This window comes from Kitasatospora gansuensis (genome assembly GCF_014203705.1).
Classification (GTDB): Bacteria; Actinomycetota; Actinomycetes; order Streptomycetales; family Streptomycetaceae; genus Kitasatospora; species Kitasatospora gansuensis.
In genome coordinates this window covers 6,868,573-6,893,693 of sequence record NZ_JACHJR010000001.1, presented here as the reverse complement: position 1 = coordinate 6,893,693, position 25,121 = coordinate 6,868,573, and the positions used below count along the sequence as shown (strand labels likewise).

At 70.0% G+C, this 25,121-nt stretch carries 23 protein-coding genes, 2 rRNA genes and 1 pseudogene; 5 read left to right on the top strand and 21 right to left on the bottom strand.

The annotated features are described in order from the left end of the window. Positions 1-216: 216 nt before the first annotated feature. Positions 217-630, bottom strand: coding sequence for a thioredoxin family protein (locus F4556_RS31065; protein ID WP_184921990.1), 414 nt, complete (start codon positions 628-630; stop codon positions 217-219). A 170-nt stretch (positions 631-800) separates the two neighbouring features. Between F4556_RS31065 and F4556_RS31060 the strand changes: the two genes are divergently transcribed. Both F4556_RS31060 and F4556_RS31055 read left to right on the top strand, forming a co-directional pair. Further along, the gene (locus F4556_RS31060; RefSeq protein WP_184921988.1) at positions 801-1,229 is read left to right on the top strand and encodes a DUF4395 domain-containing protein; all 429 of its coding nucleotides are present in this window, start codon (positions 801-803) and stop codon (positions 1,227-1,229) included. A 177-nt stretch (positions 1,230-1,406) separates the two neighbouring features. Next, positions 1,407-2,174 carry a lysophospholipid acyltransferase family protein gene (locus F4556_RS31055; RefSeq protein ID WP_184921986.1) on the top strand — a complete coding sequence of 256 codons (768 nt, stop codon included), beginning with the start codon at positions 1,407-1,409 and terminating at the stop codon, positions 2,172-2,174. Between the two features lie 7 nt (positions 2,175-2,181). Here F4556_RS31055 and F4556_RS31050 read toward each other — a convergent pair whose 3' ends face one another. The 15 genes and pseudogenes from F4556_RS31050 to F4556_RS30980 form a co-directional block, all read right to left on the bottom strand. Then, positions 2,182-2,796: a hypothetical protein gene (locus tag F4556_RS31050; protein WP_184921984.1), complete on the bottom strand. Its 615-nt coding sequence runs from the start codon at positions 2,794-2,796 to the stop codon at positions 2,182-2,184. Positions 2,797-2,810: 14 nt separating this feature from the next. Further along, positions 2,811-3,350, bottom strand: coding sequence for an Rv1363c family protein (locus F4556_RS31045; RefSeq protein ID WP_184921982.1), 540 nt, complete (start codon positions 3,348-3,350; stop codon positions 2,811-2,813). Positions 3,351-3,361: 11 nt separating this feature from the next. Beyond that, the gene (locus F4556_RS31040; RefSeq protein ID WP_184921980.1) at positions 3,362-3,853 is read right to left on the bottom strand and encodes a hypothetical protein; all 492 of its coding nucleotides are present in this window, start codon (positions 3,851-3,853) and stop codon (positions 3,362-3,364) included. Continuing rightward, positions 3,850-4,284, bottom strand: a complete 435-nt coding sequence (locus tag F4556_RS31035; protein WP_184921978.1) for a hypothetical protein — start codon at positions 4,282-4,284, stop codon at positions 3,850-3,852. The genes F4556_RS31040 and F4556_RS31035 overlap by 4 nt, the downstream gene beginning before the upstream one ends. A gap of 29 nt (positions 4,285-4,313) precedes the next feature. Continuing rightward, positions 4,314-5,465, bottom strand: a complete 1,152-nt coding sequence (locus F4556_RS31030) for an MlaD family protein (RefSeq protein WP_184921976.1) — start codon at positions 5,463-5,465, stop codon at positions 4,314-4,316. After that, a complete protein-coding gene (locus tag F4556_RS31025) occupies positions 5,465-6,565 on the bottom strand; it encodes an MCE family protein (protein WP_184921974.1) in 1,101 nt (366 codons plus the stop codon). The genes F4556_RS31030 and F4556_RS31025 overlap by 1 nt, the downstream gene beginning before the upstream one ends. Continuing rightward, positions 6,562-7,554, bottom strand: a complete 993-nt coding sequence (locus F4556_RS31020) for an MCE family protein (protein ID WP_184921972.1) — start codon at positions 7,552-7,554, stop codon at positions 6,562-6,564. Before F4556_RS31020 ends, F4556_RS31025 begins: the two co-directional genes overlap by 4 nt. After that, positions 7,551-8,582, bottom strand: a complete 1,032-nt coding sequence (locus F4556_RS31015; RefSeq protein WP_184921970.1) for an MCE family protein — start codon at positions 8,580-8,582, stop codon at positions 7,551-7,553. Before F4556_RS31015 ends, F4556_RS31020 begins: the two co-directional genes overlap by 4 nt. Beyond that, positions 8,579-9,613: an MCE family protein gene (locus tag F4556_RS31010; RefSeq protein ID WP_184921968.1), complete on the bottom strand. Its 1,035-nt coding sequence runs from the start codon at positions 9,611-9,613 to the stop codon at positions 8,579-8,581. The genes F4556_RS31015 and F4556_RS31010 overlap by 4 nt, the downstream gene beginning before the upstream one ends. Next, positions 9,610-10,854, bottom strand: a complete 1,245-nt coding sequence (locus F4556_RS31005) for an MCE family protein (protein WP_184921966.1) — start codon at positions 10,852-10,854, stop codon at positions 9,610-9,612. The genes F4556_RS31010 and F4556_RS31005 overlap by 4 nt, the downstream gene beginning before the upstream one ends. Then, a complete protein-coding gene (locus F4556_RS31000; protein ID WP_184921964.1) occupies positions 10,851-11,708 on the bottom strand; it encodes an MlaE family ABC transporter permease in 858 nt (285 codons plus the stop codon). The genes F4556_RS31005 and F4556_RS31000 overlap by 4 nt, the downstream gene beginning before the upstream one ends. 3 nt (positions 11,709-11,711) lie before the next feature. After that, a complete protein-coding gene (locus tag F4556_RS30995; protein ID WP_184921962.1) occupies positions 11,712-12,473 on the bottom strand; it encodes an MlaE family ABC transporter permease in 762 nt (253 codons plus the stop codon). An 8-nt stretch (positions 12,474-12,481) separates the two neighbouring features. Next, positions 12,482-13,360: pseudogene (locus tag F4556_RS30990) on the bottom strand (ABC transporter ATP-binding protein); the annotation flags it as partial. A 35-nt stretch (positions 13,361-13,395) separates the two neighbouring features. Next, entirely contained in the window at positions 13,396-14,367 is a 972-nt protein-coding gene (locus tag F4556_RS30985) for a hypothetical protein (RefSeq protein ID WP_184921950.1), read from the bottom strand. 261 nt (positions 14,368-14,628) lie between these two features. Continuing rightward, positions 14,629-15,258, bottom strand: coding sequence for a hypothetical protein (locus tag F4556_RS30980; protein WP_184921948.1), 630 nt, complete (start codon positions 15,256-15,258; stop codon positions 14,629-14,631). Between the two features lie 399 nt (positions 15,259-15,657). On the opposite strand from F4556_RS30980, the gene F4556_RS30975 reads away from it, so the two are divergent. Both F4556_RS30975 and F4556_RS30970 read left to right on the top strand, forming a co-directional pair. Next, positions 15,658-16,842 (top strand): PucR family transcriptional regulator, encoded by a 1,185-nt coding sequence (locus F4556_RS30975; RefSeq protein ID WP_246511135.1) that lies wholly within the window; start codon positions 15,658-15,660, stop codon positions 16,840-16,842. Between the two features lie 102 nt (positions 16,843-16,944). Further along, positions 16,945-17,907 carry an alpha/beta fold hydrolase gene (locus tag F4556_RS30970; protein WP_184921946.1) on the top strand — a complete coding sequence of 321 codons (963 nt, stop codon included), beginning with the start codon at positions 16,945-16,947 and terminating at the stop codon, positions 17,905-17,907. A gap of 210 nt (positions 17,908-18,117) precedes the next feature. Here F4556_RS30970 and F4556_RS30965 read toward each other — a convergent pair whose 3' ends face one another. From F4556_RS30965 to F4556_RS30955, 3 genes are all read right to left on the bottom strand, one after another. After that, complete coding sequence (locus F4556_RS30965; protein WP_184921944.1) at positions 18,118-18,783, bottom strand: hypothetical protein; 666 nt, start codon at positions 18,781-18,783, stop codon at positions 18,118-18,120. 99 nt (positions 18,784-18,882) lie between these two features. Next, positions 18,883-19,749: an alpha/beta fold hydrolase gene (locus F4556_RS30960; RefSeq protein ID WP_184921942.1), complete on the bottom strand. Its 867-nt coding sequence runs from the start codon at positions 19,747-19,749 to the stop codon at positions 18,883-18,885. A 133-nt stretch (positions 19,750-19,882) separates the two neighbouring features. After that, positions 19,883-20,722 (bottom strand): LysR family transcriptional regulator, encoded by an 840-nt coding sequence (locus F4556_RS30955; protein WP_184921940.1) that lies wholly within the window; start codon positions 20,720-20,722, stop codon positions 19,883-19,885. A gap of 104 nt (positions 20,723-20,826) precedes the next feature. On the opposite strand from F4556_RS30955, the gene F4556_RS30950 reads away from it, so the two are divergent. Beyond that, positions 20,827-21,552 (top strand): SDR family NAD(P)-dependent oxidoreductase, encoded by a 726-nt coding sequence (locus F4556_RS30950; protein WP_184921938.1) that lies wholly within the window; start codon positions 20,827-20,829, stop codon positions 21,550-21,552. Between the two features lie 75 nt (positions 21,553-21,627). Here the strand turns inward: F4556_RS30950 and rrf are convergent. Then, positions 21,628-21,744: ribosomal RNA gene (rrf, locus tag F4556_RS30945) — 5S ribosomal RNA — on the bottom strand. Between the two features lie 88 nt (positions 21,745-21,832). Further along, positions 21,833-24,954, bottom strand: a 23S ribosomal RNA gene (locus F4556_RS30940). Positions 24,955-25,121 lie beyond the last annotated feature (167 nt).

The following is a 25,121-nucleotide window of genomic DNA, read 5'->3' as shown; positions in this document are numbered from 1 at the left end:
GCGTCGCCCCTGGCCACGGAGGGCCCGGAACGGCCGCACTGCCGTCTGCGCCCCATCCTGCCCCAGGCCGGGCCGCCTGCCCCCCGACCGGGCGGCAGATCGACTGTGAGATTGAACGGTCTTGACAGATTCACCTGGCCGGACGGGGTCGGACGACCCCTCAGATGCCCTGGCCGCCCTGCCCACTTCGCGCTGCAGCGGCCGGCGGAGACTGCGTCAGATCGCCTCGCCCAGCGCGGCGATCACATCCGCCCGGCGCGGCTGACCCGAGGCCCGGCGGACCTCCCGGCCGCCCGCGTCCAGCACCAGCACGGTCGGCGTCCGGAGGATGTCCAGCCGGCGGACCAGATCGAGCTGCTCCTCGGCGTCCACCTCGACGTGCGCCACCCCCGGCACCAGACCCACCACCTCGGCCAGCACCCGCCGGGTCGCCCGGCACGGCTGGCAGAACGCGCTGGAGAACTGCACCAGCGTGGCCCGCTCCCCCAACTCCGCCCCGAGGTCCCCGGTGGTCAGCACCACCGCCCCGTCCTTCGCCCGCACCCGCAGCCTCCCGTCCCGCCGGGCCCGGAGCAGGCCGAACCCGCTCGCCAGCACGAGCACCACGGCACACACCAGCAACCCGGTCATCGCTCCAGTGTGCGGCATCTCACCACCGTCCCGGCCAGGGGGCGTACCATCGCGGCCATGGACTCCACGAGGCTGACCCGCCGTCGGGTGGTCGACCTGTGCCGGGCGACCACGAGCAGCTGTCGCTGACCCGCCGTCAGCCCGCTCGTCCCCCTTTTCCTGGAGTCCCCATGCAGATCGACCCGCGCGGGCCGCGCTTCGCCGCCGTGCTCACCTCCCTCGTGCTCGCCGCCGTCCTGATCACCGGCAACGGGTGGCTGCTCGCCGCCCAGGCCGCCGTCTTCGCGGTCGGCGCCCTGATCGGGCTGCAGTACTCGCCGTACGGCTGGCTCTACCGCGTCCTGGTCCGGCCCCGACTGACACCGCCGACCGAGCTGGAGGATGCCAGGCCGCCCCGGTTCGCGCAGGCGGTCGGCCTCGGCTTCGCCGTCGTCGGCACCGTCGGCTACCTCACCGGCCTGACCTGGCTCGGCCTGCTGGCCACCGCCTTCGCGCTCGGCGCGGCCTTCCTGAACGCGGCGTTCGGCTACTGCCTGGGCTGCGAGATGTACCTGCTGCTGCGGCGCGGGCGGGCCCGGCTGGGCACCGTCGGCCGGTGACTCGTCACCTGTCCGCCCGGCCGCCGGTCGGACAGGCGTGACATCCGACCATCCTTCGGGGGATCATTCGGGTGTATCACCCGGGGCCACCGCGGCCTGCCGTGCCTCCGGTCCGGCTCGCCCGCGCCCCGGGACCACCTGACCGGGCCCCAAGCCCGTGGGAAGTAGGGCTGACCCGTGGCAGAGTTCGTCTACCCGCCGGTGATCCGCACGGCGCTCGCCGTGTTCCGGGCGCTGGACTGCCAGATCAAGATCGTCGGTGCGGAGAACATCCCCGCCCAGGGCGGCGCCGTGCTGGTGAGCAACCACATCAGCTACCTGGACTTCCTCTTCGCCGGGCTCGGCGCCTTCAAGGGCGGCAAGCGCAAGACCCGCTTCATGGCCAAGGACGACGTCTTCAAGCACGGCGTCTCCGGCCCCCTGATGCGCGGCATGAAGCACATCCCGGTGGACCGCACCGACGGGCAGCCCGCGTACGACGCCGCCGTCAAGGCGCTCCGGGCCGGCGAGGTGGTCGGTGTCTTCCCCGAGGCCACCATCAGCCGCTCCTTCACGCTGAAGAAGTTCAAGACCGGCGCCGCCCGGATGGCCGCCGACTCCGGCGCCCCGCTGCTCCCGGTGATCCTCTGGGGCACCCAGCAGCTCTGGACCAAGGGCCGTCCGAAGACCCTGACCAAGCGCCACGTCCCGGTCACCATCATGATCGGCAAGCCGATCGAGCTGGAGCCCGGCGACAAGCCCGTCATGGTCACCCGCCGCCTGCGGGCCGCGATGACCGAGATGCTCGAGCAGGCCCAGCGCGAGTACCCCGGCAAGCCCACCGGCCCCGACGACACCTGGTGGCTCCCCGCCCACCTCGGCGGCACCGCCCCCACCCTGGAGGTCGCCGAAGCCGAGGACGAGGCGGAGGCCGAGGCCCGCGCCGAGAAGCGCGCGCAGCGCTGACGACGCCTCAGCGGCCGTAGGTGTCGATGTTCTCGATCCGCCAGCTCCCGTCGGTACGGACCGCGTCGACGGCGAACATCGCGGCGGAGTAGCTCGCGGCGTCCTTGGCTCCGTCGGCGGTGCTGGTGTTGCGCTGGTCGGCGAAGATCAGCAGCCGGGCCCGGTCGCCGTCCAGAGCGGCCACCGCCGCGTCCGTGACGGTGGTGGTGAGCAGCAGTTTCTTCGCCGCCGCCTGGGCGCGGACCTGGGCCAGCAGCGTGGCGTGCTGCTCCACCGCCCGGCCGGTGAGCAGCCGCTGGGCCGCCTGGTCGGTGCGGGCCGGGTCGGCGTGGGTGAAGGAGAACAAGGCGTTCACCGCCTCGGTGATCCGGCCCTTGACCTCGCTGGTGGCAGCCGGGTCGGTGAGGGCCGTGTTGTGCTGTCCGGCGTCGGCCCGCAGGTCGGCGGCGGCCAGGGCCGACCAGGTGGCGAAGCCGCCGAGCAGGACGGTCAATGCGAGCAGCACGGCGGGGAGCCGGCGACGGCGCGGCGGACGCACCACCGGGAGTGGGGCGGCGGGCGGACGGGCGGCGGCCAGGCGGCGCTGACGGTTGATCAGGTGGCGGGTGGTGGTGCTCGACATGGCGGTGGTGCTCCTCACTGCCCGGCGGGCGACGCGGTGGTGCCCATCGGGGCCTGGCCGAGGGCGCTGAGCTTCCAGCCCTCGCCCGTTCTGGTGAGCCGGCCGAGCATCCGGCTGTCCTTGGTGACCGGCTGCTCCTGCCCGGTCCGGACCGTGATCCGGACCGCGATCAGGACGGCCGCCTGGCCGGACCGTTCGTCCAGCTCGGTGACCGCGCCGTCCAGTACGTGGGCGGTGGTGACGCTCCCGGCCTGCTTGACCTGCTTCTCGAACTCGCCGCGCCCCTGCACCAGTTGGCTGTGCAGCTCGCCGGTGGTGGACTGTTCCCACAGGTCGAGTCCGGGCGCCAGCGCGGCGTGGTCGAGGGTGTTCAGGTTCTGTACGGCCTGCTCGCCCGCCGCGAGCGCCTGGTCCCTGGCCCGGGCCAGGTCGGCGGAGCCGTCGTGCGCGGCGGCGTACCAGGACCAGCCGCCCCAGCCCGCCGCGACCATCGCCGCCAGCAGCAGGCAGACCGCGAGCACCGGCAGCCGGTCGCGAATCGCACGCACTGTCATCTGCTCCTCCGTTACAGGGACTTGAGTTCGGTGACCAGCCATCGGCCGCCGTCCAGCCGGGCGCTGACCAGCAGTTGGGCGGCGGTGCGGGTGGGCGGACCCTCCGCGCGTCGGGCGCTCTGGTCGAGCAGCACCAGCAGCTCGGCCCGGTCGGCGGTGAGCCGGACCACTCCGGTGCTCACCACCCGGCTGGTGAGGGTGAGTTGCTGTTCGCCGACCCAGCCGCCGAGTTGCTCGGTGAGGGCCTTGTACTGCTCCCCCGCCGCTCCGGCGAACGCCGCCCGGGCCGCCGTCCTGGTGCTCTCGCTGTCGGTGGCCGAGTAGGAGAAGGCCCGCCCGAGCGCAGCCCCGACCTGCTCGGCGACCCGGTCGGTGGCCGCCCGGTCGGTGAGCGCGTGGTCGGCGGTGTCGGCGCCGCTGCGGATCAGCTGCCCGGTGACCAACAGCGCGAGCCCGGCGAGCAGGACCAGGAGCAGTGCCGCCCGGTGCAGGTGTCGTCTCACACCGCCTCCACCGGTACGGTCGCCAGGTCGGCGGCCTTCCAGCCGTCCCCGGTCCGGGTCAGCGCGACCGTCACCCGGCGCCGGTCGGTGCTCAACGCGCCGGTGGTGGCGACCAGTTCGAGCCGGACCACGGCGATCAGCCGGGCCGTGCCGGCCGCCGGGTCGAGCGCGGTGAGGGCCGCTCCGGCGACGGTGGCGCGCACCGTCAGGTCCGCGGCCGGGGCAGCCGCCAGCCGGTCGCGCAGCGGTGCGTGGGTGACGGACAGCCAGCGGGCCCGGGTGGCCGCCGGGTCGGCGGCGTCCGCGCTGGTCAGTACGGCCACCGCGGTCCGGCCCGCGGCCAGCGCGCCGGAGCGGGCCCGCTCACCGGCCGTCTCGCTGCGCGCCTGCCAGTGGCTCAGCCCGCCGAACGCCAGCACGGACAGCGCCACGGCCCAGGCCCACCTCGCCCACCTCGCCCTCACCGGCCGGCTCCCGGCGTCGCCGGCGCGACCGGTGTCGGGACGCCGCCCTTGGGCGCGTTGCCCGAGCCGCGGACCGAAGTCCCGCTGCCCGCAGGTGCGTTGCAGCGGGCGTCGGCGTTGAAGGTCCCGGGCGAGGTGTCCAGGCCGTTGCGGTAGACGGTGCCCTGGTAGCCGTCCGTGCAGGGCAGCGGCGAGAAGAAGGTGACGGCCATGCCCAGCCGGGCGCCGTCGGCGGTGACCGCGGTCGCTCCGGCGGCGGCCGCGGCCGGGAGCCGGACCAGCAGTTCCTCGATGCCGTGCTGCCGGGTGACGCCGAGTTCGGCGGTGGTCAGCAGGTTGGCCAGCAGGACGCTCAGGCCGGGGTCCAGGTCCTTCACCAAGGCGCTCACCTGGTCGGCCGCCCCCGGGCCGGTGGCGATCAACCGTCGCAGGTCGCCGTCGGAACGGGCGAGCCGGTCCGCCAGCTCGGCGGCACCGGTGGCGAAGGAGCGGATCGCCGAGGACTCCTCGGCCTGGGTCCGCAGCACCGCCTCGCCGTCCACGATCAGCCGGGTGGTGGCGGGCAGCGCGCCGCTCGCCGCGGTCAGGAAGCCCCGGCTGCCGTCCAGCAGCGCCTGCAGGTTGTCCGCCTGGCCGTTGAAGGCGGTGCCGAACTCGTCCACCACGGTGCGCAGCGAGCTCAGCGGGACGGAACCGACCAACGCGTCCACCCGGCCGAGCATGTCGGTGACAGGTGCCGGGACTCCGGTGTCGGCGCGGGCGATCTCGGACCCGTCCCGCAGGTACGGCGGCTGGTCGGTGCTGGGGCGCAGGTCGATGTACTGCTCGCCGACGGCGGACAGGTTGGCGACCACGGCCTTCAGCCGGTCCGGGATCGGCGGCGCGTCCCGGGAGATCCGCAGCTCGGCCCGGACGCCGTCCGGGGTGAGCCGGATCGGGCCGACCCGGCCGACCGAGACACCCCGGTAGGTGACGTCGGCGTGCTCGAACAGGCCGCCGGTGCGCTCCAGTCGGACGTCCACCTGGTAGTAGCCGCGCAGCCCGACGTACCGGCCGAGATCGGCGTGCCGGACCGCGATGTAGCCGAGCACCAGGACGGCGATCAGCAGGAAGCCGAGGTTCTTCAGCCGGACGGCGAGGGTGGGCATCAGCGCGCCTTTCCGGACGGTCCGGTGACGGAGGGCAGCGGCAGCGGCAGCCGCCGGGCTGGGGGTTCCGGGTCCGGCCGGGGCGGCGGGTCGGCCGTGTCGTTGGGGTCCAGCTCGGGGATGATCCGGGTGCCCGGTGCGGCGGCCAGGTCCAGGTACACGTTCAGGTAGTCGCCCTTGACGCCGCGCAGCACCTCGTCGGTGAACGGGTAGGTGAGCAGCACCTGGAGCGAGTCCGGCAGTGCCTTGCCCGCGTCGGCCAGCCGTTGCAGGGTGGGGGCGATCGCCTTGAGGTCGGCCACCAGGTCGTCCCGGCTGCGGTTGACGGTGTCGACGGCGACACCCGAGAGGGTGTCCAGTGAGCGCAGCAGGGTGAGCAGGTCGCCGCGCTGCTGCTCCAGTACGGTCAGGCCCGGGCTGAGCCCGGTCAGGACGGTGCCGATCTGCTGGTCCCGGGTGGCCAGGGTGCCGGCGAGCCGGTCGATGCCGTCCAGCGCGGCGGTCAACTCGGCGCGGTGCGCGTCGAGTTCGCCGGTGAAGGTGTTCAGCCGGTCGAGCACCGAGCGGATCTGGGCCTCGTTGCCGGTCAGTGCCTTGCCGAGCTCGGTGTTGATGCTGCGCAGTTGGTCGATCCCGCCACCGTTCAGCAGCATGGACAGCGCGCCGAACACCTCCTCGACCTCGGTGGACCGGCCGGTCCTGCTGTCGGGGATGACCGCGCCGTCGGCCAGCGCGCCCTGGGCCGGCTCGGTGGCGGGCGGCGCGCTCAGCCGGACGTACTTCTCGCCGAGCAGGCCGGACTGCGCGAGCTGGGCGTAACTGTTGGCGGGCAGCCGGACGTTGCCGTTCAGCCGGAGGGTGACCACGGCGGTCCAGTCGTCCGGCGAGAACTCGATCCCGGTCACCCGGCCGACCGCGACGCCGTTGACCTTGACGGCCGACTGCGGGACCAGGCTCAGCACGTCGGCGAATCGCGCGGACACCTGGTACGGGTGGTCGCCGAGGTCGGCGCCGCCCGGCAGCGGCAGGTCCTGCACGCCGCCGAAGCCCGCGCAGCCGGTCAGCAACACCAAGGGGAGCAAAAGGAGTTGACGTCTCATCGGGCCACTCCGGGCAGTGGTAGCGGCAGGGCGGCGATCTCGGTCAGGTTGGCCCGGCCGGCCAGAGTCCCGGCCGCCGGATCGTAGGCGCGCAGCAGGTTGCCGGCCGCCAGCGGGGCGGTGTCGAGCAGTTCGGCCAGCGAGGCCCGCTGGTCCACCAGGCTCTGCGTGATCGGGACCAACTGGTCGACGCTGTGCGCCAGTCGGGTCCGGTTCTGCTCGACGAAGGTCTTCACCTCGCCGAGCGCCACCGCGAGGTTCCGCAGCGCGAGCCCGAGCTCCTCCTTGTCCTGGGCCAGGAAGCCGCTGACGTCGGCCAGCCGGTCGGTGGCGGAGCGGACCTGGCTGTCGTTCTCCCGCAGCATGGTGGTGAAGGACTGCAGCTGGGTGAGCGTGCCGAACAGGTCGTCGCTGCGGCCGGAGAGCGTCTTGGCCGCCCGGCCGAGCTGTTCGATGCTGTCGCCGATCGCCCGGCCGTTGCCGTCCAGGTTGCGGGCCCCGGCGTCGAGCAGCCGGGACAGCGCCCCGCCGGCGTTGGCGCCGTCGGGCCCGAGCGCGGTGCTGAGGTCGGTCAGGCTCCGGTAGAGCTGGTCGATCTCCACCGGCTCGGCGGTGCGGTCGGCCGGGATCACCGCCCGGTCGGCCAGCAGCGGGCCGCCGGTCCAGGCCGGGGTGAGCTGGACGTACCGGTCGGCGACCACGCTCGGGGCGACCACCACGGCCGAGGCGTCGGCCGGGACCTTCACCCCGTGGTCGAGGGTGAGCTGCACCCGGACCCGCTCGCCCTCGGGGCGGACGGCGTCCACGGTGCCGACCTTGACGCCGAGTACCCGCAGGTCGGAGCCCGCGTAGACGCCCACGGCGTGGTCGAAGTACACCGTCACCCGGCTTCCCTCCGGGCCGGGGACGGCGATCAGGGCGGCCACCAGCGCGGCGAGCGCCGCACCGGTGGCGATGACGACGGAGGTCCTGGTACCCGGCCGCTTCATCCCCGGCCTCCTTCCGGGCGGTTCGGCAGGCAGCCGGTGGCGGGTGACGTCCCGTCAGGCAGGTAGGACCGGGGCACCACCCCGCACAGGTAGGTGTCGAACCAACGGCCGTTGCCGAGCGTGTTGCCCATCAGCCGGTAGTACGGGCCGACCAGGGCGAGGGTCTGGTCCAGGCTCTGCTGGTTGGCCCGCAGCACCCCGGTGACCCGGTCCAGCGCGGCCAGCGTCGGTGCGAGCTGCCGCTCCTGGTCCCGGACCAGACCGGTCAGCTGGGCGCCCAGTTCGCTTGTGCCAGTGAGCAGTTGGTGGACGGCCGCGCGGCGCCGCTGGATCTCGGCGAGCAGTTGGTCGCCGTCGCTGAGCAGCGCGGCGAACCGGCCATTCTGGTCGCTCACGGTCTTGCTCAGCCGGGCGCTGCCGCTGAGCAGCCGGGCCAGCTGGGCGTCCCGGTCGGCGACGGTGCGGGAGAGGGCGGAGAGCCCGTCGGCGGCGCTGCGCACCGAGGCGGGGGTGTCCTTGAAGGTGTCGGCGACGGTGCGGAAGCTCTCGGCCAACTTGGCGGTGTCGATCGCGCCGAGCGTCTTGCCGAGCCCGTCCAGCGCCTGGGTGACGTCGTACGGCGAGGTGGTCCGGGTGGCCGGGATGGTCCGGTCCGGGTCCTGCTCGGCCGCACCCAGCGGGTCGAGGGCGAGGTACTTCTCCCCCAGCAGGGTGCGGATGCCGATCGCGGCGGTGGAGGCGTCGCCGAGCCAGGTGTCCTTGACCCGGAACGCCACTCTGACCTTGGCACCGGCCAGGCCGACCTCGGTCACCTTGCCGACCTTGGCCCCGGCGACCCGGACCTCGTTGCCCGGCCGCAGGCCGCCCGCCTCGGTGAACTCGGCGGTGTACCCGGTCCCTTGGCCGAGCAGCGGCAGCCGGTCGGCCTGGTACGCGACGGCGGACAGCAGCAGGATCAGCAGCAGCCCGACGGCTCCGACCAGGGCCTGGTTACGCTCGCGCAGCGGCTTCAGCAGCGGACGGTTCATCCCTGACACCTCGGTTCGGTGACGCCGATGCCGGTGGGCGGGGCGCTGCCGTCGGTGGTGCCGACGCCGGAGACCCTGGCCTGGCAGAGGTAGAGGTTGAACCAGGACCCGTAACTGGCCAGCCGGCCCAGCGTGCGCAGCTTCTCGGGGCTGCGCTGGAGGAAGCCCTCCAGCTGGGTGCTGTGCTCGGCCAGGCCGGTGGAGAGCCTGCCGAGCTGGCCGATGGTGTCCTTGAGCGGCGGGCGGCTGTCCCGGAGCAGACCGGCGGTACTGGTGGTGAGGGCGCCCAGGGCCTGTACGGCCTCGCCGATCGGCTGCCGGTCGCGGGCGAAGCCGGCCACCAACTGCTGGAGCGTGGAGACCAGTTCGGTGAAGCCCTGCTCGTGGGTGTTGACGGTGGCGACCACCGTGTTCAGGTTGTCGATCACCCGGCCGATCACCTCGTCCTTGGCGGCCAGCGTGCCGGTCAGCGAACCGATGCTGCGCAACAGGCTGTCCACCGTGCCGCCCTGACCCTGGAGCACCTGGACGATCTCCTCGGCGAGCCGGTTCACCTCGGTCGGCGACAGGCCCTGGAAGAGCGGCTGGAAACCGCTGAACAGCTGGGTCAGGTCGAGCGCGGGCCGGGTGCGCTCCAGCGGGATGGTGGCGCCCGGCGCCAGCCGCTCGGCCAACGGTCCGGTGCCGCGCTCGAGTTCGAGGTAGCGCTGCCCGACCAGATTGAGGTACTTGACCGAGGCGGTGACCGAGCCGGGCAGCTGGGTGCCCCGGCGGACCGAGAAGCTCACCTGGGCGTACCGGCGGTCCACCACGGTGACCCCGTCGACCTCGCCGACCCGCACCCCGGCGATCCGCACGCTGTCGCCGACGGTCAGGCCGGTCACGTCGGTGAACCGGGCCCGGTAGCCGGAGGTGGCGTCGCCCAGGCCGGTGTCGGCGATGCCGAGCGCCAGTGCGGTGGTGGCGAGGGCGGTGACCAGGATGAAGACCAGCGACTTGGCGATCGGCGCGGCCAGACTGCGGCGTCTCATCGCAGCTCCACCTCGGCTCCGCGCAGCAGCGGCCCGGCCAGCACGCTGCTCCAGTCCGGCAAGTCCCGTCCAGGGGCCAGGAGTTCGTTCACCAGCGCGTTCTCCTGCGGTGAGTTGGGCAGGCCGAGGCCGAGCGCGGCGGGCATCGGGAAGCCCTCCCCCGCCGTGGCGGCGGGCGGCGTGCTGCCGCGGCCGGTGTAGGGGGTGTCGTAGCACTTGGGCCCGCCGGTGGCGGTGTACGCGGGAGCGTCCTTGCCGGGCTGGTACCTGCCCCGCGAGGGCAGGGTGGAGACGGTGACGTGCAGGCCGGGTTGGTCGGTGCCCTTGCCGAGCGCCTTGTCCATCACCGGCACGAAGTCGGCCAGCGTGCGCAGCGTGCAGGGGAAGGCGGGGGCGTACTCGGCGAGCAGTTCCAGGGTGGCCCGGCTGTCGGCGGAGAGCCGGATCAGGGTGGACCGGTTGCGCTGCAGGAAGTCGGTCAGGTCCCGCGCGCTCGCGCTGCCCGCCGCGTACAGCGCGCGCAGGCCGGCCTGCTGCCGGTCCAGCGTGCCGCTGGTGGTGGTCAGGTCGGTGAGCGCCTGGAGGAGCTCGGGGGCGGCGTCGCCGTACGTCCGACTGACCGTCACCAGTTGCCCGATGTCCCGGGTGAGGGCCGGGAGTTCGGGGTTGAGACCGGCCAGGTAGGAGTCGAGTTCGACCAACGTGGTCCCGAGCTGGGCACCCCGTCCGCGCAGCGCGGTGGAGACGGCGTGCAGGGTGGCGGAGAGCTTCTCGGGCTGGACGGCGGAGAGCAGCGGCAGCAGGTGGTCCAGGACCTGTTCGAGCTCGACGGCCTCGGCGGACCGGTCCTGGGCGATCACGGCGCCCGCCCGCAGCGCGTCGCCGGAGGCGGCGGCCGGGGGCACCAGCGCCACGAAGCGTTCGCCGAACAGGGTGGTGGGCAGCAGCTGGGCCGTCACCCCGGCCGGGATGCCGGTCAGTTGCGCCGGGTCGAGCGCCAGCGTGAGCCTGGCCCGGTCGCCGTCCGCGCCGACCTCACGGACCCGGCCGACCACCACGCCGCGCAGCTTCACGTCGGCGTTGACGTGAAGCTCGTTACCGGCGGCGGTGGTCTCCAGGGTGACGGTGGTCTCGTCGGCGAAGGTCCGGTCGTAGACCGCGACACAGACGCCGGCGAGCAGCGCGGGCACCAGCAGGAAGACCACTCCGGCCGCCAGCCGACCGGATCGACGGGGGCTCATCCGGCCACCCGCACGGTGGTGGTGGCTCCCCAGATGGCGAGCGAGAGGAAGAAGTCGGTGATGCTGATGATCACGATGGCGTTCCGCACCGAGCGGCCGACCGCGATCCCGACCCCGGCCGGACCGCCCTTGGCGTGGAAGCCGTAGTAGCAGTGCGCCAGGATCACGATCACGCTGAAGACCAGCACCTTGAAGCCGGACAGCAGCACGTCCGCCGGCGCCAGGAAGAGGTCGAAGTAGTGGTCGTAGGTGCCGGGTGACTGCCCGTTGACCAGCACGGTCACCGCGCGCGAGGCGGCGTACGAGGAGAGCAGGCCGATGCCGTAGAGCGGCAGCACCGCGACCACCCCGGCGATGATCCGGGTGGTCACCAGGTACGGCAGGCTGCGGACACCCATCCCCTCCAGCGCGTCCACCTCCTCGTTGATCCGCATCGCGCCGAGCTGGGCGGTGAAGCCCGCGCCGACCGTGGCGGACAGCGCGAGCCCGGCCACCAGCGGGGCGATCTCGCGGGTGTTGAAGTAGGCGGAGACGAAGCCGGTGAAGGCGGCGGTGCCGAGCTGGTTCATCGCCGCGTGGCCCTGCAGGCCGACCACCGTCCCGGTCGCGGCGGTCATCCCGATCATCACCCCGACCGTGCCGCCGATCACCCCCAACCCACCGCTGCCGAACGCGACTTCGGCCAACAGCCGCTGCACCTCGCGGAAGTAGCGGTACAGCGCGCGGGGGATCCAGAGCAGCGCGGCCAGGTGGAACAGCAGGTGGTCGCCGGTCCGTTCCAGCCAGGCCAGCCGGGAGCGGCGGGGCGGCTCGGGCGGGCCGCCCGGCGGGGTGGCGCGGTCCAGCAGGGCCATGGCTCAGGCTCCCTTCTGCGGGATGATCCGCAGGTAGACCGCGGTGAGCACGACGTTGACCACGAACAGCAGCAGGAAGGTGATCACCACGGCCTGGTTGACCGCGTCGCCGACACCCTTGGGGCCGCCGCGCGGGTTGAGGCCCCGGTAGGCGGCGACGATGCCCGCGATGAAGCCGAAGATCAGCGCCTTCAGTTCGCTGATGTACAGGTCGGGCAGCTGGGCCAGCGCAGAGAAGCTGGCCAGGTACGCGCCCGGAGTGCCGTGCTGGAGCACCACGTTGAAGAAGTAGCCGCCGAGCGTGCCGACCACCGAGACCAGGCCGTTCAGCAGCACCGCCACCGCCATCGCGGCCAGCACCCTGGGCACCACCAGCCGCTGGACGGGCGAGACGCCCATCACCTCCATCGCGTCCAGCTCCTCGCGGATCTTCCGCGAACCGAGGTCCGCGCAGATCGCCGACCCGCCGGCCCCGGCGATCAGCAGGGCCACGATCAGCGGACTGGCCTGCTGGATCACCGCCAGCACACTGGCCCCGCCGGTGAACGACTGGGCGCCCAACTGCTGGGCGAGCGAACCGACCTGGAGCGCGATCACCGCACCGAACGGGATCGACACCAGGGCGGCGGGCAGGATCGTCACACTGGCCAGGAACCAGAACTGCTCGATCAGCTCCCGGAGTTGGAACGGCCGCCGGAAGACGTCCCGGACGGTACCGGCGGACAGCGAGAGCAGCTGCCCGGTGTGCCGCAGCGCGCCGGTCACCGGGCCACCTCGAGCCTGCGCTGCAGCGCCCGGCGCGGCGGCAGCCCGGGCGAGGGCTGCAACTGCGCCGGCAGCGGCCGCACTTCCTCGACCGGTACGGTCTCCTGGTCCTGCAGCTCCTGGTCCTTCTCCTCCGACATGCCGATCGGACCGGCCCGCCGCCCGCTGAGGAACTGCCGCACCACCGGCTGCTCACTGCGCAGCAGATCCTCCCGCGGACCGAAGGCGACCAGCTCGCGGCGGAACAGCATGCCGATGTTGTCCGGCACGGTGGCGGCGATGTCCAGGTTGTGGGTGACGATCAGCATGGTGGCGTCGATCTGCGCATTCAGGTCGATCAGCAGCTGGGAGAGGTAGGAGGTGCGGACCGGGTCGAGCCCGGAGTCCGGCTCGTCGCAGAGCACGATCTGCGGGTCCAGCACCAACGCCCGGGCCAGCCCGGCCCGTTTGCGCATCCCGCCGGAGATCTCGCCCGGCAGTTTGGCCTCCGAGCCGACCAGGCCGACCATCTCCATCCGCTCCATCACGATCCGGCGGATCTCGTCCTCCTTCTTCCGGGTGTGCTCCCGGAGCGGGAAGGCGATGTTGTCGAAGAGGTTCAACGAGCCGAACAGCGCGCCGTCCTGGAACATCAGGCCGAACAGCCGGCGGGCCCGGTAGATCTCCCGCTCGGGGCTGTTCACCATGTCGACGCCGTCCACCAGCACCCGGCCGCGCTCCGGCTTGAGCAGCCCGATCACCGACTTCAGGAAGACCGTCTTGCCGGTGCCGGACGGCCCGAGCAGCACCGTCACCTCGCCGGGCGGCAGCGTCAGCGTGACGTCCTCCCAGACGGTCTGCCGCCCGAAGGACTTGGTCAGCCCCTCCACGGTCACCTCGATTCCCATGGCACCTCCCGGTTCTCTCGACTGGTGGGCATCGGTCAGCGGCGGTGCGGCAGCGCCGACAGTTCGATCTCCGGCTCGCACCCGTTGGGCTGGTCGCTGGTCGGCGTGCAGATCGCGCCCTGGATCAGGTTCAGCGTGTTCCCCGGCCCGGAGACGGCTGCGGTGAACAGCCGGTCCAGGTTCTCCCCGCCGGTCCCGCAACCGGTGAACGGCGGGATGGTCAGGTCGCGTTGGGCCAGCGGGCCGCCGCCCTGCAGGGTGTAGTCGGGCTTGCCGTCGCCGCCGCCCGGCAGGTAGTCGTCCTGACGGCCCTTCAGCTCCAGGTTCACCGGCTTGACGGTCCGGCAGTTCGGGCCGACGTCCAGCGGGGTCCCGTTGATCTTCACGTCGTAGATCCGGAGCGACTGGTAGCCGCCGATGGTGAACTCGGCGGGCTGCTCCCAGTCCGAGTTGCCGGTGGCCACGATGGTCAGCAGCCCCTGCGGGATCAGCTCCATCTTGGCCGTGGTCGGCATGAAGCCGTAGGTCAGGAAGGTGGTGTCGGAGGGCGGCAGTTTCAGGTAGCCGAGCGAGTCCGCCTCGAAGTAGGGCTGCTGGCCCGGCTCCGGATCCCAGAGCGTGACGAACCGTCGGGTCAGGTTCAGCCCGGCCAGCACCGGCTTCCGGTCCGGGTCGTTGACCACCGACGCCTGCCCGAGCTTGTGCACGTTGGCGAACCCAACCGCGAAGGCACAGGCGGGAGTCGGCGGGAACGGGTCCATGTCGGGGAACGGCAGCACCATCGCGCCGGGCGGCACCGGCGGCAGCCTGGCCTGGTCCAGCTCACCGATCGGCGGGTCCGGGCAGGTGTTCACCCCCGAGTGCGGCACCTTGGCCGCCACCGGTCCGCCGGTCACCGTGCCGGGCGCCGCCTCCGACGGCGCACCGGCCACCGCGCCGGCCAGCAGCACGGCCGCCAGTACGGCGGCGGGCCGTACGGCACGGCGACGGCGCACTGCGTCCCTCATGGCTGAACTCCTCGGAACGGGGGCGGGGTTACCGGCACGGCCGGCGCACCGGGGCTCGGGACGCAGGACACTACGGCCGGGTAACAAGACGTCACAAGTGATCGCACGCGGACAGTTCGCGGCGGGGGTCCGAGCCGGGTTTTTCTGTCACCGGATGACAATTCCGCCGCGCCGCTTGGTCACGCGGCACACATTCCGCGCGCACGGGGAACCCCGACCCGGGATCGGCCGGGTCGGGGCCCGCCAAGGCGCCGGGTCAGCTCACGGCGAGGTGATGACCTGCGGAGCGGCCAGGACGTACGCGGCGTTGTAGACGGCCGCGTCGTTGTTGTTCAGCAGGCCGAGGCAGCTGCCCGAGACGGCGTACGCGTGCAGGTCGCCGCCGCTGATGGTGAGGGTGTTGGTGGAGTTGTTGTAGCTGCCCGTGAGGGTGGCGGGCGTGGTGCTGGTCGGACCCGCGAAGTCGGCGGTGCAGCCGGCGCCGCTGATGTGGGCCTTGACGCCGGTGAGGGTGCCGGTGGTGACGCCGGTGGTCGCGTTGTAGCTCAGCGCGTTGAGCGACCAGGGCAGGTTCAGCGGGGTGACGGCGAAGGTGATGCCGAGCGGACCGGAACAGCTGGTCCAGCTCACCGAGGTGATGCTGGAGATCGGCAGACCGTTGCTGCTGGGCGCCAGGGTGCCCGCCGCGGCGGACGAGCTGCAGGTCAGCTTGGTGCCGGTCTTGGTGTCGGTGAGCTTCGGCGAGGTGGCCTTGGCCGTCCAGGCCCCGCCGGGGCTGGCGGTCCAGGTGGCGGTCGTACCGGCGGTGGCGGCGCTCGGGGCAAAGGTCAGGCCGACGGCCGCGGTGAGTCCGGCAGCGGCGACCAGGGCGCCCTTGACATGCTTGCGCACGGGTGGTCCTTTCTGTGGGGTAACGGCGCCGGGCAGGCCGAACTCCGCTGCGGGCAGCGTGGATTCGATCGCATGGCGTCGTCGGAAGCGGGGCGGTGGGTGGGGCTGCCCTCGCTGAGCCGGGACATTACGCGCGGGTAATCAAGCCACGCAACGGCACTCGCACGGATCCGGAAAACCCGGCTACCAGCGGGTATTTTCTTGTTCCCGGCGTATCAGAACCACTTCCCGACTTTGTCCGGAAGTGAGCGCAGCGCGCGCCACGGTCACTCAACTCCCTTGCCCGTCAGCAGTGTTCTGTGTCCTGGGTACTGCGCTGTCGACCGCTCGTGCTCTATCTTCGGCGAACCATCACATGTCGTATGCGTGCGGCCCAACGGCCGGACGTCAGGGGGACCCATGGCCACACCGCGCAAGGCGCCGGGCTTCACCGCGTCGATCGACCGGATACCGCGCGAACTGGCGGCCGTGATGCGCCCCGAACTCCCCGGTCTGCTCAAGGAGATGGCCGCCGAGATCGTCGGCGTCATCCCCGAGTACCGGGAACTCCTGGAGGGGCCGAACGCCAAGGTGATCCGGGTCGGCATCGAGCAGAACATCGCCACCTTCGTCGACCAGGTCGCCGCCCCGACCGCCACCACCTCGCTGCGCGACGAGATCTGCCGACGCTTCGGCCGGCACGAGGCCTTCGAGGGCCGCAGCCTCGACATGCTCCAGGACGCCTACCGGATCGGCTGCCAGGTCGCGCTGCGCCGGGTCCGCACCGTCGGCCGCCGGCACAACCTGTCGGCCGCCGTCCTGATGGCCTTCGCCGACGCGCTCTTCGCGTACATGGGCGAGATCGCCGAACTCTCCCGCGAGGGCTACTTACAGGCGATGGCCGAGCTCGGCGAGGAGCCCGACAACCGGCGCCGCCGACTGCTCCGCCGCATCCTCGGCGGCACCGCCGTCGCCCGCGGCGCCCTCGCCGAACTGGCCGAGCACGCCGCCTGGCCACTCCCCGACCAAGTCACCCTGGTCGCCCTGGCCCCCGGCTCCCGCCCCAACCGGGCCGCCCTCGACCGCGACATCCTGATCGACCTCGCCGACCGCGAACCCCACCTGCTGCTGCCAGGACCGGTCGACGAGGTCCGTCGCCCGGCCCTGGCCGCCGCACTGGCCGGCTGCCGGGCCGCCGTCGGCCTCACCGTCCCGCTCGCCGAGGCAACCGAATCGCTGCGCTGGGCACGGCAGTTACTCGCCTTCGCCGAACCCCCGCTGGCCTACTGCCAGGACCACCTGGTCCAGCTCTTCCTGCTCGGCGACCCGGCCCTGGTCCAGCAGATCGCCCGCCGCTACCTGGCCCCGCTCGCCGACCTCACCCCCACCCGCCGGACCCGGCTGCTGGAGACCCTGAGCGCCTGGCTCACCACCCGGGCCACCGCCGCCGAACTCGCCGAACACCTCGGCGTCCACCCGCAGACCGTCCGCTACCGGCTCCGGGTGCTGGAACGGGCCTTCGGCGACCGGCTCGCCGACCCCGAGGTACGGTTCGCCACCGAGGTCGCGCTCCGGGCCGCGGCGGTGGCCCGCCCGAGCCGCTGAACCCTCCCGACGCCACGTCAGCCGTTCTTCCCAACTCCCGGCGACGGCAGGCAGGATGGCCATGTCAACTCCGCCAGCGTCAGCCAGCGAAGGGCCGTCCTCATGACCACGATCACGCACCGTCAGATCGAGTCCACCAGCGGACTCTCGATGCACATCGCCGAAGCGGGCAGCGGCCCCCTGGTCCTGCTGCTGCACGGCTTCCCCGAGAGCTGGTACTCCTGGCGCCATCAGCTCGTCGCCCTGGCCGAGGCCGGCTACCACGCGGTCGCCCCCGACCAGCGCGGCTACGGCGGGACGGGCGGACCGGACGAGGTCGACCAGTACTCCCTGCTGCACCTGTCCGGCGACGTGCTCGGCCTGCTCCCCGCCCTCGGCGCCGACCGCGCGGTGGTGGTCGGCCACGACTGGGGCGCCCCGGTCGCCTGGACCAGCGCGCTGCTCCGCCCCGACCTGGTCCGCGGCGTGGTCGGCCTCTCGGTCCCGCCGTTCCCGCGCGGGCCGATGCCGCTGCTCCAGCTGTTCCGCCAACTGCTCGGCGACGACTACTACATGGTCCACTTCCAGCAGCCCGGAGTCGCCGACGCCGAACTCGCGCGGGACCCGTACACCACCTTCCGCACCGTGCTGGCTGGCCGCCCGCGGCTCAGCCCCGACGGCATCCCGCTGGTCCCCGAGGGCAACGGCTTCCTGGACATGTTCACCCTGCCCACCGACCTCCCCGACTGGCTCACCGAGGACGATCTCGCCCACTTCGCCACCGAGTTCACCGCCAACGGCTTCACCCGCCCGCTCAACTGGTACCGCAACCTCGACCGCAACTGGTACCTCACCGCCCCCTGGCACAACGCCCAGATCCTGCCCCCCGCCCTCCTGATCCTCGGCGAACACGACCTGGTCGTCGCCAACGACGGCGCCCGCGCCGGCCTCGCCGCCCTCAACGAACTCGCCCCCAACCTCGCCGAACCCCTCTGGCTCCCCGACTGCGGCCACTGGACCCAGCAGGAGAAGCCCAAGGAGGTCAACCAGGCCCTGCTCGGCTTCCTGGACGGGCTCGCCGACTAACCTCCCGGTCCGGCCCGAGGCAGCTGACGGCCGCCTCGGGCTTGGCCAGTACCCCGACTGGCCGCCTACGGCCACGTGCTCTTCTCGACCGTTCTCGCCACCCTGCTGGTCGCCTTCCTCGGCACGACCCTGATCCTCGGGGCCACCACGGCATCGCAGTAGCGCCCATCCCGCGCCCGCTGCTCCTCGGACCGTGGATCGCATCGTCCCTCAGCTCGGTACGACGGCCCGTTGCACGGCGAGTTCGTGCAGCTGGCCGAGAGCCTCCTCGATCCTGTGGGAGTCGATGAGGATCGGGATGAGGCCGGAGCGGCCGTCGGGCAGCAGCATCGTCTCGCCGCACTGGTAGGCGCCGTACCGGGCCCACAGGGCCGCGTTGCGGGCACAGGTCGCCAGGGCGAACATCGCCGCGTTGCGATCACGGCACTCAGCGATCACGGCCATCGCGAGGCCGAGGCTGGTCCCCCTGCCCTGGGCCCCGGGGACGACGCCGGTGAAACCGCTGTAGACATGGCGCGGCAAGCCGGCGGGGTGACCCGACTCGATCTCGGCCAGCTGCAGGCAACGCTCTGCGGCCGGGCCGGCCGTCGCGGCGATCCGCTCGTAGAACTCCTCGTACGCCTCCAGGCCCGGAGCGGTGTCCGGCGAGTGCCACAAGGTGACACCGGTGCGGTCTTGGGACACCGCGGCGCCGCCGCCGTGGTCGAGCGCGAAGTCGACCTCGGCCCGCATGCAGGCGTGCAGGTAACGGCCGCGCTCCGGCAGGTCGAGGGGGATGGCCCAGTGGTAGACCGGGTCGTCGGTGAAGGCCGCAGTCAGGGTGTCGGCGATCTCCTCGCGATCGTGGCAGGGCTGTGCGATGGGGCTCGTGTACACCCGGTCCGTGCCGGGCGGGGAGGCAAGTGGTTCTGTCGTCTGCATCAACGTGGCTCTCTGGAGTCGGAGTTGGGAAGGGCGCCGGATCAGTGAGCCGCGTCAGGGTGCGGTGAAGTGGCTCATGACGTGGCCGACGAAAACGTCGGGAGCTTCGAGCAGCGGCGTGTGGCCGGTGTCGAGCACAACGCTGCTCGCGCCCTCACACCCTTCGGCCAGCCGCAGCCCCGACCACGCGGGCGTGAACGCGTCGTGTTCGCCGCAGATGACCAGCAACGGAACGGTGATCTCCCGCGCCTGCCGCATCGCATCGCCGTGAGCGTCCCGGGCCCGGCGCAGAGCTGCTGCGGCGTGCGGCAGCTGCCGGACGTCCTTGAAACCGAACCTCGTCGCCTTGGAGAGCGCCTCGCGGTCGCGCGGGCCCAAGGTGTGCTCACAGAGCACATCGCACAACTCCTCGATCCGGTCCTGTTCCGCCAGCTCCGCCGCGTGCGTCAGCAGCTTCCGTGACTCCGGGGTCACCACCTCCGACACGTTGGCCAGCACCACCCGCGCGACCCGGTCCGCACGGTGTGCGAGCAAGCGGCAGGCCACCACCGCGCCGTAGCAGTACCCGAGCAGGTTGACCTGGTTCACGCCCAGGTGGTCCAGGGCGACGACCACGGCCTCGGCCTGAAGCTCATAGCCGGCCACGGTCTCGTCCCCCAGCGCCGAGGCACCGCCGAAACCGGGCAGGTCGAACGTGATGATCGTGGCGTCGGCAGGCAGGCGTGCCTCGATCAAGCGCCAGTCGTACATGTCCATCAGAGCCCCGCCGAGCAGGACGATGGGCCTGCCCACCGAAGCCCGCGAAACGGTGCGGACCCGGCAGGTGAAGTCGTACCCCGCCACCTTCAGGTGGTGCAGCTGCTCCCGCGTCCTTGGCCCGGGTAGCACCGCTGTGCTGTTCGTGCCTTCTGCGATGCTCACGCCGCCCCCAGGCCGAGCGGGCTCACGCCCAGCGGGGTCTCGGGTGGCAAGGGTCTTCTTCATAGTCTGGAAACGAGTTCTCCCAGGTTGGGGCACGGGCGGGCCACCAGACTCCGCAGCGCGTGATGAGGCCCTAGAGGCGTGTCGCGGTGCGGACGAGGTCGGCGACGGCTTGGGATCTGCTGTGTGGCGGCCAGGCGATCACAGTCGTGACAGCCGGTGCGTCCGGCACCGGCACCGTCGCATGATCGTCGCGCAGGTGGGCTCGGAGGGACTCGGGCACAACCGCGCAGGCCCGTCCCAGCGCGATCAGCTGGAACAGCTGGGTGTGGTCGCGCACCTGCGGGCCAGGTCCGTCCGAATAGCCCCCGCCCCGTCGAGGCCACCGTGGCAGGGGCAGGTCCGTCAGGGTGGTGACCTCGGCTATCGACATGTGGGGTCGGTTGGCCAAGGGGTGCCCTGCGGGCAGGACCACGACCTGCTGTTCGGTGTGCAGGTCCTCGGTGTCGAGGCCGGCCGTCGTGTCGAAGGGCCGCTGGAGCAGAGCAACGTCGGCACGCCCGTCGCGCAGCAGCCTTTCCTGCTCGCCGGGCCCGCACAGCATCACCTCGACGGCGACCGCGCCGGGCTCGGCGGCGTAGGCGTCCAGCAGCTTCGACAACAGTTCGCTGGACGCTCCGGCCTTCGTGGCCAGCACCACACCGGGCAGTTCGGCAGCTGCGCGGCGGGTGCGGCGCTCGGCGGCTTCGACCGCGTCCAGTGCGACCCGGGCCTCCCGCAGAAGCACCGACCCGGCCTCGGTCAAGGAGACTGCGCGAGCAGTGCGGTGCAGCAGAACCACTCCGAGCCGCCGCTCGAGCTGCTGGATCGCCCGCGACAGCGGAGGTTGTGCCATGGCGAGCCGCTGCGCCGCCCGCCCGAAGTGCAACTCTTCCGCGACGGCGACGAAGTATCGCAACTCCCGTGTCTCCACCGCGTCATCGTACCGGCGCTCACCACGCCCGATATCCGTTCGGTATCGCCGCCCACCCAATCGGTCTTGGACGTCCCGCCCGAGTCCGCGCCACGCTTGCTGACATGAGTGAACAGACGATCGCGCTGGTGACCGGTGCGAACAAAGGAATCGGCTACGAGATCGCGGCGGGCCTGGGCACCCTCGGCTGGCGAATCGGCGTGGGCGCGCGGGATCAACAGCGCCGCGACGCCGCGGTGGAGAAGCTTCGCGCAGTCGGCACCGACGCGTTCGGCGTTCCGCTCGACGTGGCAGACGACGCAAGTGTGGCCGCCGCGGCCGAACTGATCGCCGACCGCGCCGGCGGGCTCGACGTCCTGGTCAACAACGCCGCGATCACCGGCGGTACGCCGCAGACGCCCACCACGGTCGATCCCGCGACCGTACGAGCCGTGGTGGAAACCAACGTGATCGGCGTCATCCGCGTCACCAACGCGATGCTGCCCATGCTGCGCGGCTCGGCATCGCCGCGGATCGTGAACATGTCCAGCAGCGTCGGCTCGCTCGCCCTGCAGACCACGCCGGGCATCGACATGGGCCCGATTCCCGCTGCGTACCTGGCGTCCAAGACCTTTCTCAACGCCGTCACCGTCCAATACGCCAAGGAACTGAGCGACACCAACATCCTGATCAACTCCGGCTGCCCCGGCTTCACCGCCACCGACCTCAACGGCTTCCAGGGCATCCGCACTCCCCACCAGGGCGCGGCGATCGCGATTCACCTCGCGACCCTGCCCGACAGCGGACCGACCGGCGGGTTCTTCAACGACGGTGGAACAGTGCCCTGGTGACAGGTTCGCCGGCCCCTGGTCCGGAAATGCAGAAAGCCCCTCCGGGAGACCCGGAGGGGCTTTCTGTGAATGATTGTTCGGCGGCGTCCTACTCTCCCACAGGGTCCCCCCTGCAGTACCATCGGCGCTATGAGGCTTAGCTTCCGGGTTCGGAATGTAACCGGGCGTTTCCCTCACGCTATGACCACCGAAACACTATGAAACTGTATGACCGCACCACACCCGTGACCAAACGGTGTGGGGTCGTTGTTTCAGAACAACACAGTGGACGCGAGCAACTGAGGACAAGCCCTCGGCCTATTAGTACCGGTCAGCTCCACCCCTTACAGGGCTTCCACATCCGGCCTATCAACCCAGTCGTCTACTGGGAGCCTTACCCTCTCAAGGAGGTGGGAATATTCATCTCGAAGCAGGCTTCCCGCTTAGATGCTTTCAGCGGTTATCCCTCCCGAACGTAGCCAACCAGCCATGCCCTTGGCAGAACAACTGGCACACCAGAGGTTCGTCCGTCCCGGTCCTCTCGTACTAGGGACAGCCCTTCTCAATATTCCTACGCGCACAGCGGATAGGGACCGAACTGTCTCACGACGTTCTAAACCCAGCTCGCGTACCGCTTTAATGGGCGAACAGCCCAACCCTTGGGACCTACTCCAGCCCCAGGATGCGACGAGCCGACATCGAGGTGCCAAACCATCCCGTCGATATGGACTCTTGGGGAAGATCAGCCTGTTATCCCCGGGGTACCTTTTATCCGTTGAGCGACGGCGCTTCCACAAGCCACCGCCGGATCACTAGTCCCGACTTTCGTCCCTGCTCGACCCGTCGGTCTCACAGTCAAGCTCCCTTGTGCACTTACACTCAACACCTGATTGCCAACCAGGCTGAGGGAACCTTTGGGCGCCTCCGTTACTCTTTAGGAGGCAACCGCCCCAGTTAAACTACCCACCAGACACTGTCCCTGATCCGGATCACGGACCCAGGTTAGACATCCAGCACGACCAGAGTGGTATTTCAACGACGACTCCACAACAACTGGCGTTGCTGCTTCAAAGTCTCCCACCTATCCTACACAAGCCGAACCGAACACCAATATCAAGCTATAGTAAAGGTCCCGGGGTCTTTCCGTCCTGCTGCGCGAAACGAGCATCTTTACTCGTAATGCAATTTCACCGGGCCTATGGTTGAGACAGTCGAGAAGTCGTTACGCCATTCGTGCAGGTCGGAACTTACCCGACAAGGAATTTCGCTACCTTAGGATGGTTATAGTTACCACCGCCGTTTACTGGCGCTTAAGTTCTCAGCTTCGCCAACCCGAAGATTGACTAACCGGTCCCCTTAACGTTCCAGCACCGGGCAGGCGTCAGTCCGTATACATCGCCTTACGGCTTCGCACGGACCTGTGTTTTTAGTAAACAGTCGCTTCTCGCTGGTCTCTGCGGCCGGCCCCAGCTCAGAGTGCAAGACTCATCACCAGTTCCGGCCCCCCTTCTCCCGAAGTTACGGGGGCATTTTGCCGAGTTCCTTAACCATAGTTCACCCGAACGCCTCGGTATTCTCTACCTGACCACCTGAGTCGGTTTGGGGTACGGGCCGCCATGAAACTCGCTAGAGGCTTTTCTCGACAGCATAGGATCATCCACTTCACCACAATCGGCTCGGCATCAGGTCTCAGCCTTAATGAGTGACGGATTTGCCTATCACTCGGCCTACACCCTTACCCCGGGACAACCACCGCCCGGGCTGGACTACCTTCCTGCGTCACCCCATCGCTCACCTACTACAGACTTGGTTCAGCGGCTCCACCACGTCCCATTGTCCGAAGACTCCGGGCCGGCTTCGCGGCCTTAGCATCACCTGGTTCGACGTTGGCGCTTCAAAGCGGGTACGGGAATATCAACCCGTTGTCCATCGACTACGCCTGTCGGCCTCGCCTTAGGTCCCGACTTACCCTGGGCAGATCAGCTTGACCCAGGAACCCTTGGTCAATCGGCGCAAGAGTTTCCCACTCTTGTATCGCTACTCATGCCTGCATTCTCACTCGTGAACCGTCCACAACTGGATTCCTCCGCTGCTTCACCCGGCACACGACGCTCCCCTACCCATCACAGCGGGCGTTGGCCCTATAGCTGCAATGACACGACTTCGGTGGTGTACTTGAGCCCCGCTACATTGTCGGCGCGGAATCACTTGACCAGTGAGCTATTACGCACTCTTTCAAGGGTGGCTGCTTCTAAGCCAACCTCCTGGTTGTCTCTGCGACTCCACATCCTTTCCCACTTAGCACACGCTTAGGGACCTTAGTCGGTGTTCTGGGCTGTTTCCCTCTCGACCATGGAGCTTATCCCCCACAGTCTCACTGCCACGCTCTCACTTACCGGCATTCGGAGTTTGGCTAAGGTCAGTAACCCGGTGAGGCCCATCGCCTATCCAGTGCTCTACCTCCGGCAAGAAACACGTGACGCTGCACCTAAATGCATTTCGGGGAGAACCAGCTATCACGGAGTTTGATTGGCCTTTCACCCCTAACCACAGGTCATCCCCCAGGTTTTCAACCCTGGTGGGTTCGGTCCTCCACGAAGTCTTACCTCCGCTTCAACCTGCCCATGGCTAGATCACTCCGCTTCGGGTCTTGGGCATGCAACTGAATCGCCCTATTCGGACTCGCTTTCGCTACGGCTACCCCACACGGGTTAACCTCGCTACACACCGCAAACTCGCAGGCTCATTCTTCAAAAGGCACGCAGTCACGAGATGTAAGGCAAGCCTCACATCCGACGCTCCCACGGCTTGTAGGCACACGGTTTCAGGTACTATTTCACTCCGCTCCCGCGGTACTTTTCACCATTCCCTCACGGTACTATCCGCTATCGGTCACTAGGGAATATTTAGGCTTAGCGGGTGGTCCCGCCAGATTCACACGGAATTTCTCGGGCTCCGTGCTACTTGGGAGAAGCTCAAGTGAGCCGCACAGATTTCGTCTACGGGGGTCTTACCCTCTACGCCGGACCTTTCGCATGTCCTTCGACTATCCATACGGTTTCTGACTCACCGACCGGCCGGCAGACCAATCAAGAACTTTCCCACGACCCCGCTCTGGCAACCCCTGCCGGGTCTCACACCAAAACGGTTTAGCCTCATCCGGTTTCGCTCGCCACTACTCCCGGAATCACGGTTGTTTTCTCTTCCTGAGGGTACTGAGATGTTTCACTTCCCCTCGTTCCCTCCACACACCCTATGTGTTCAGGTGCGGGTGACAGCCCATGACGACTGCCGGGTTTCCCCATTCGGAAACCCCCGGATCAAAGCCTGGTTGACGGCTCCCCGGGGACTATCGTGGCCTCCCACGTCCTTCATCGGTTCCTAGTGCCAAGGCATCCACCGTGCGCCCTTAAAAACTTGGCCACAGATGCTCGCGTCCACTGTGCAGTTCTCAAACAACGACCAGACACCCACCCTCAGACACCATGAAGATGTCATCAAGTAGGACCGGCACTGAAGCAACGACCATGACGGCCGTTCCCTCAGGACCCAACAACGTGCCCGACACACCCGACCTCGCTTGGTCTCAC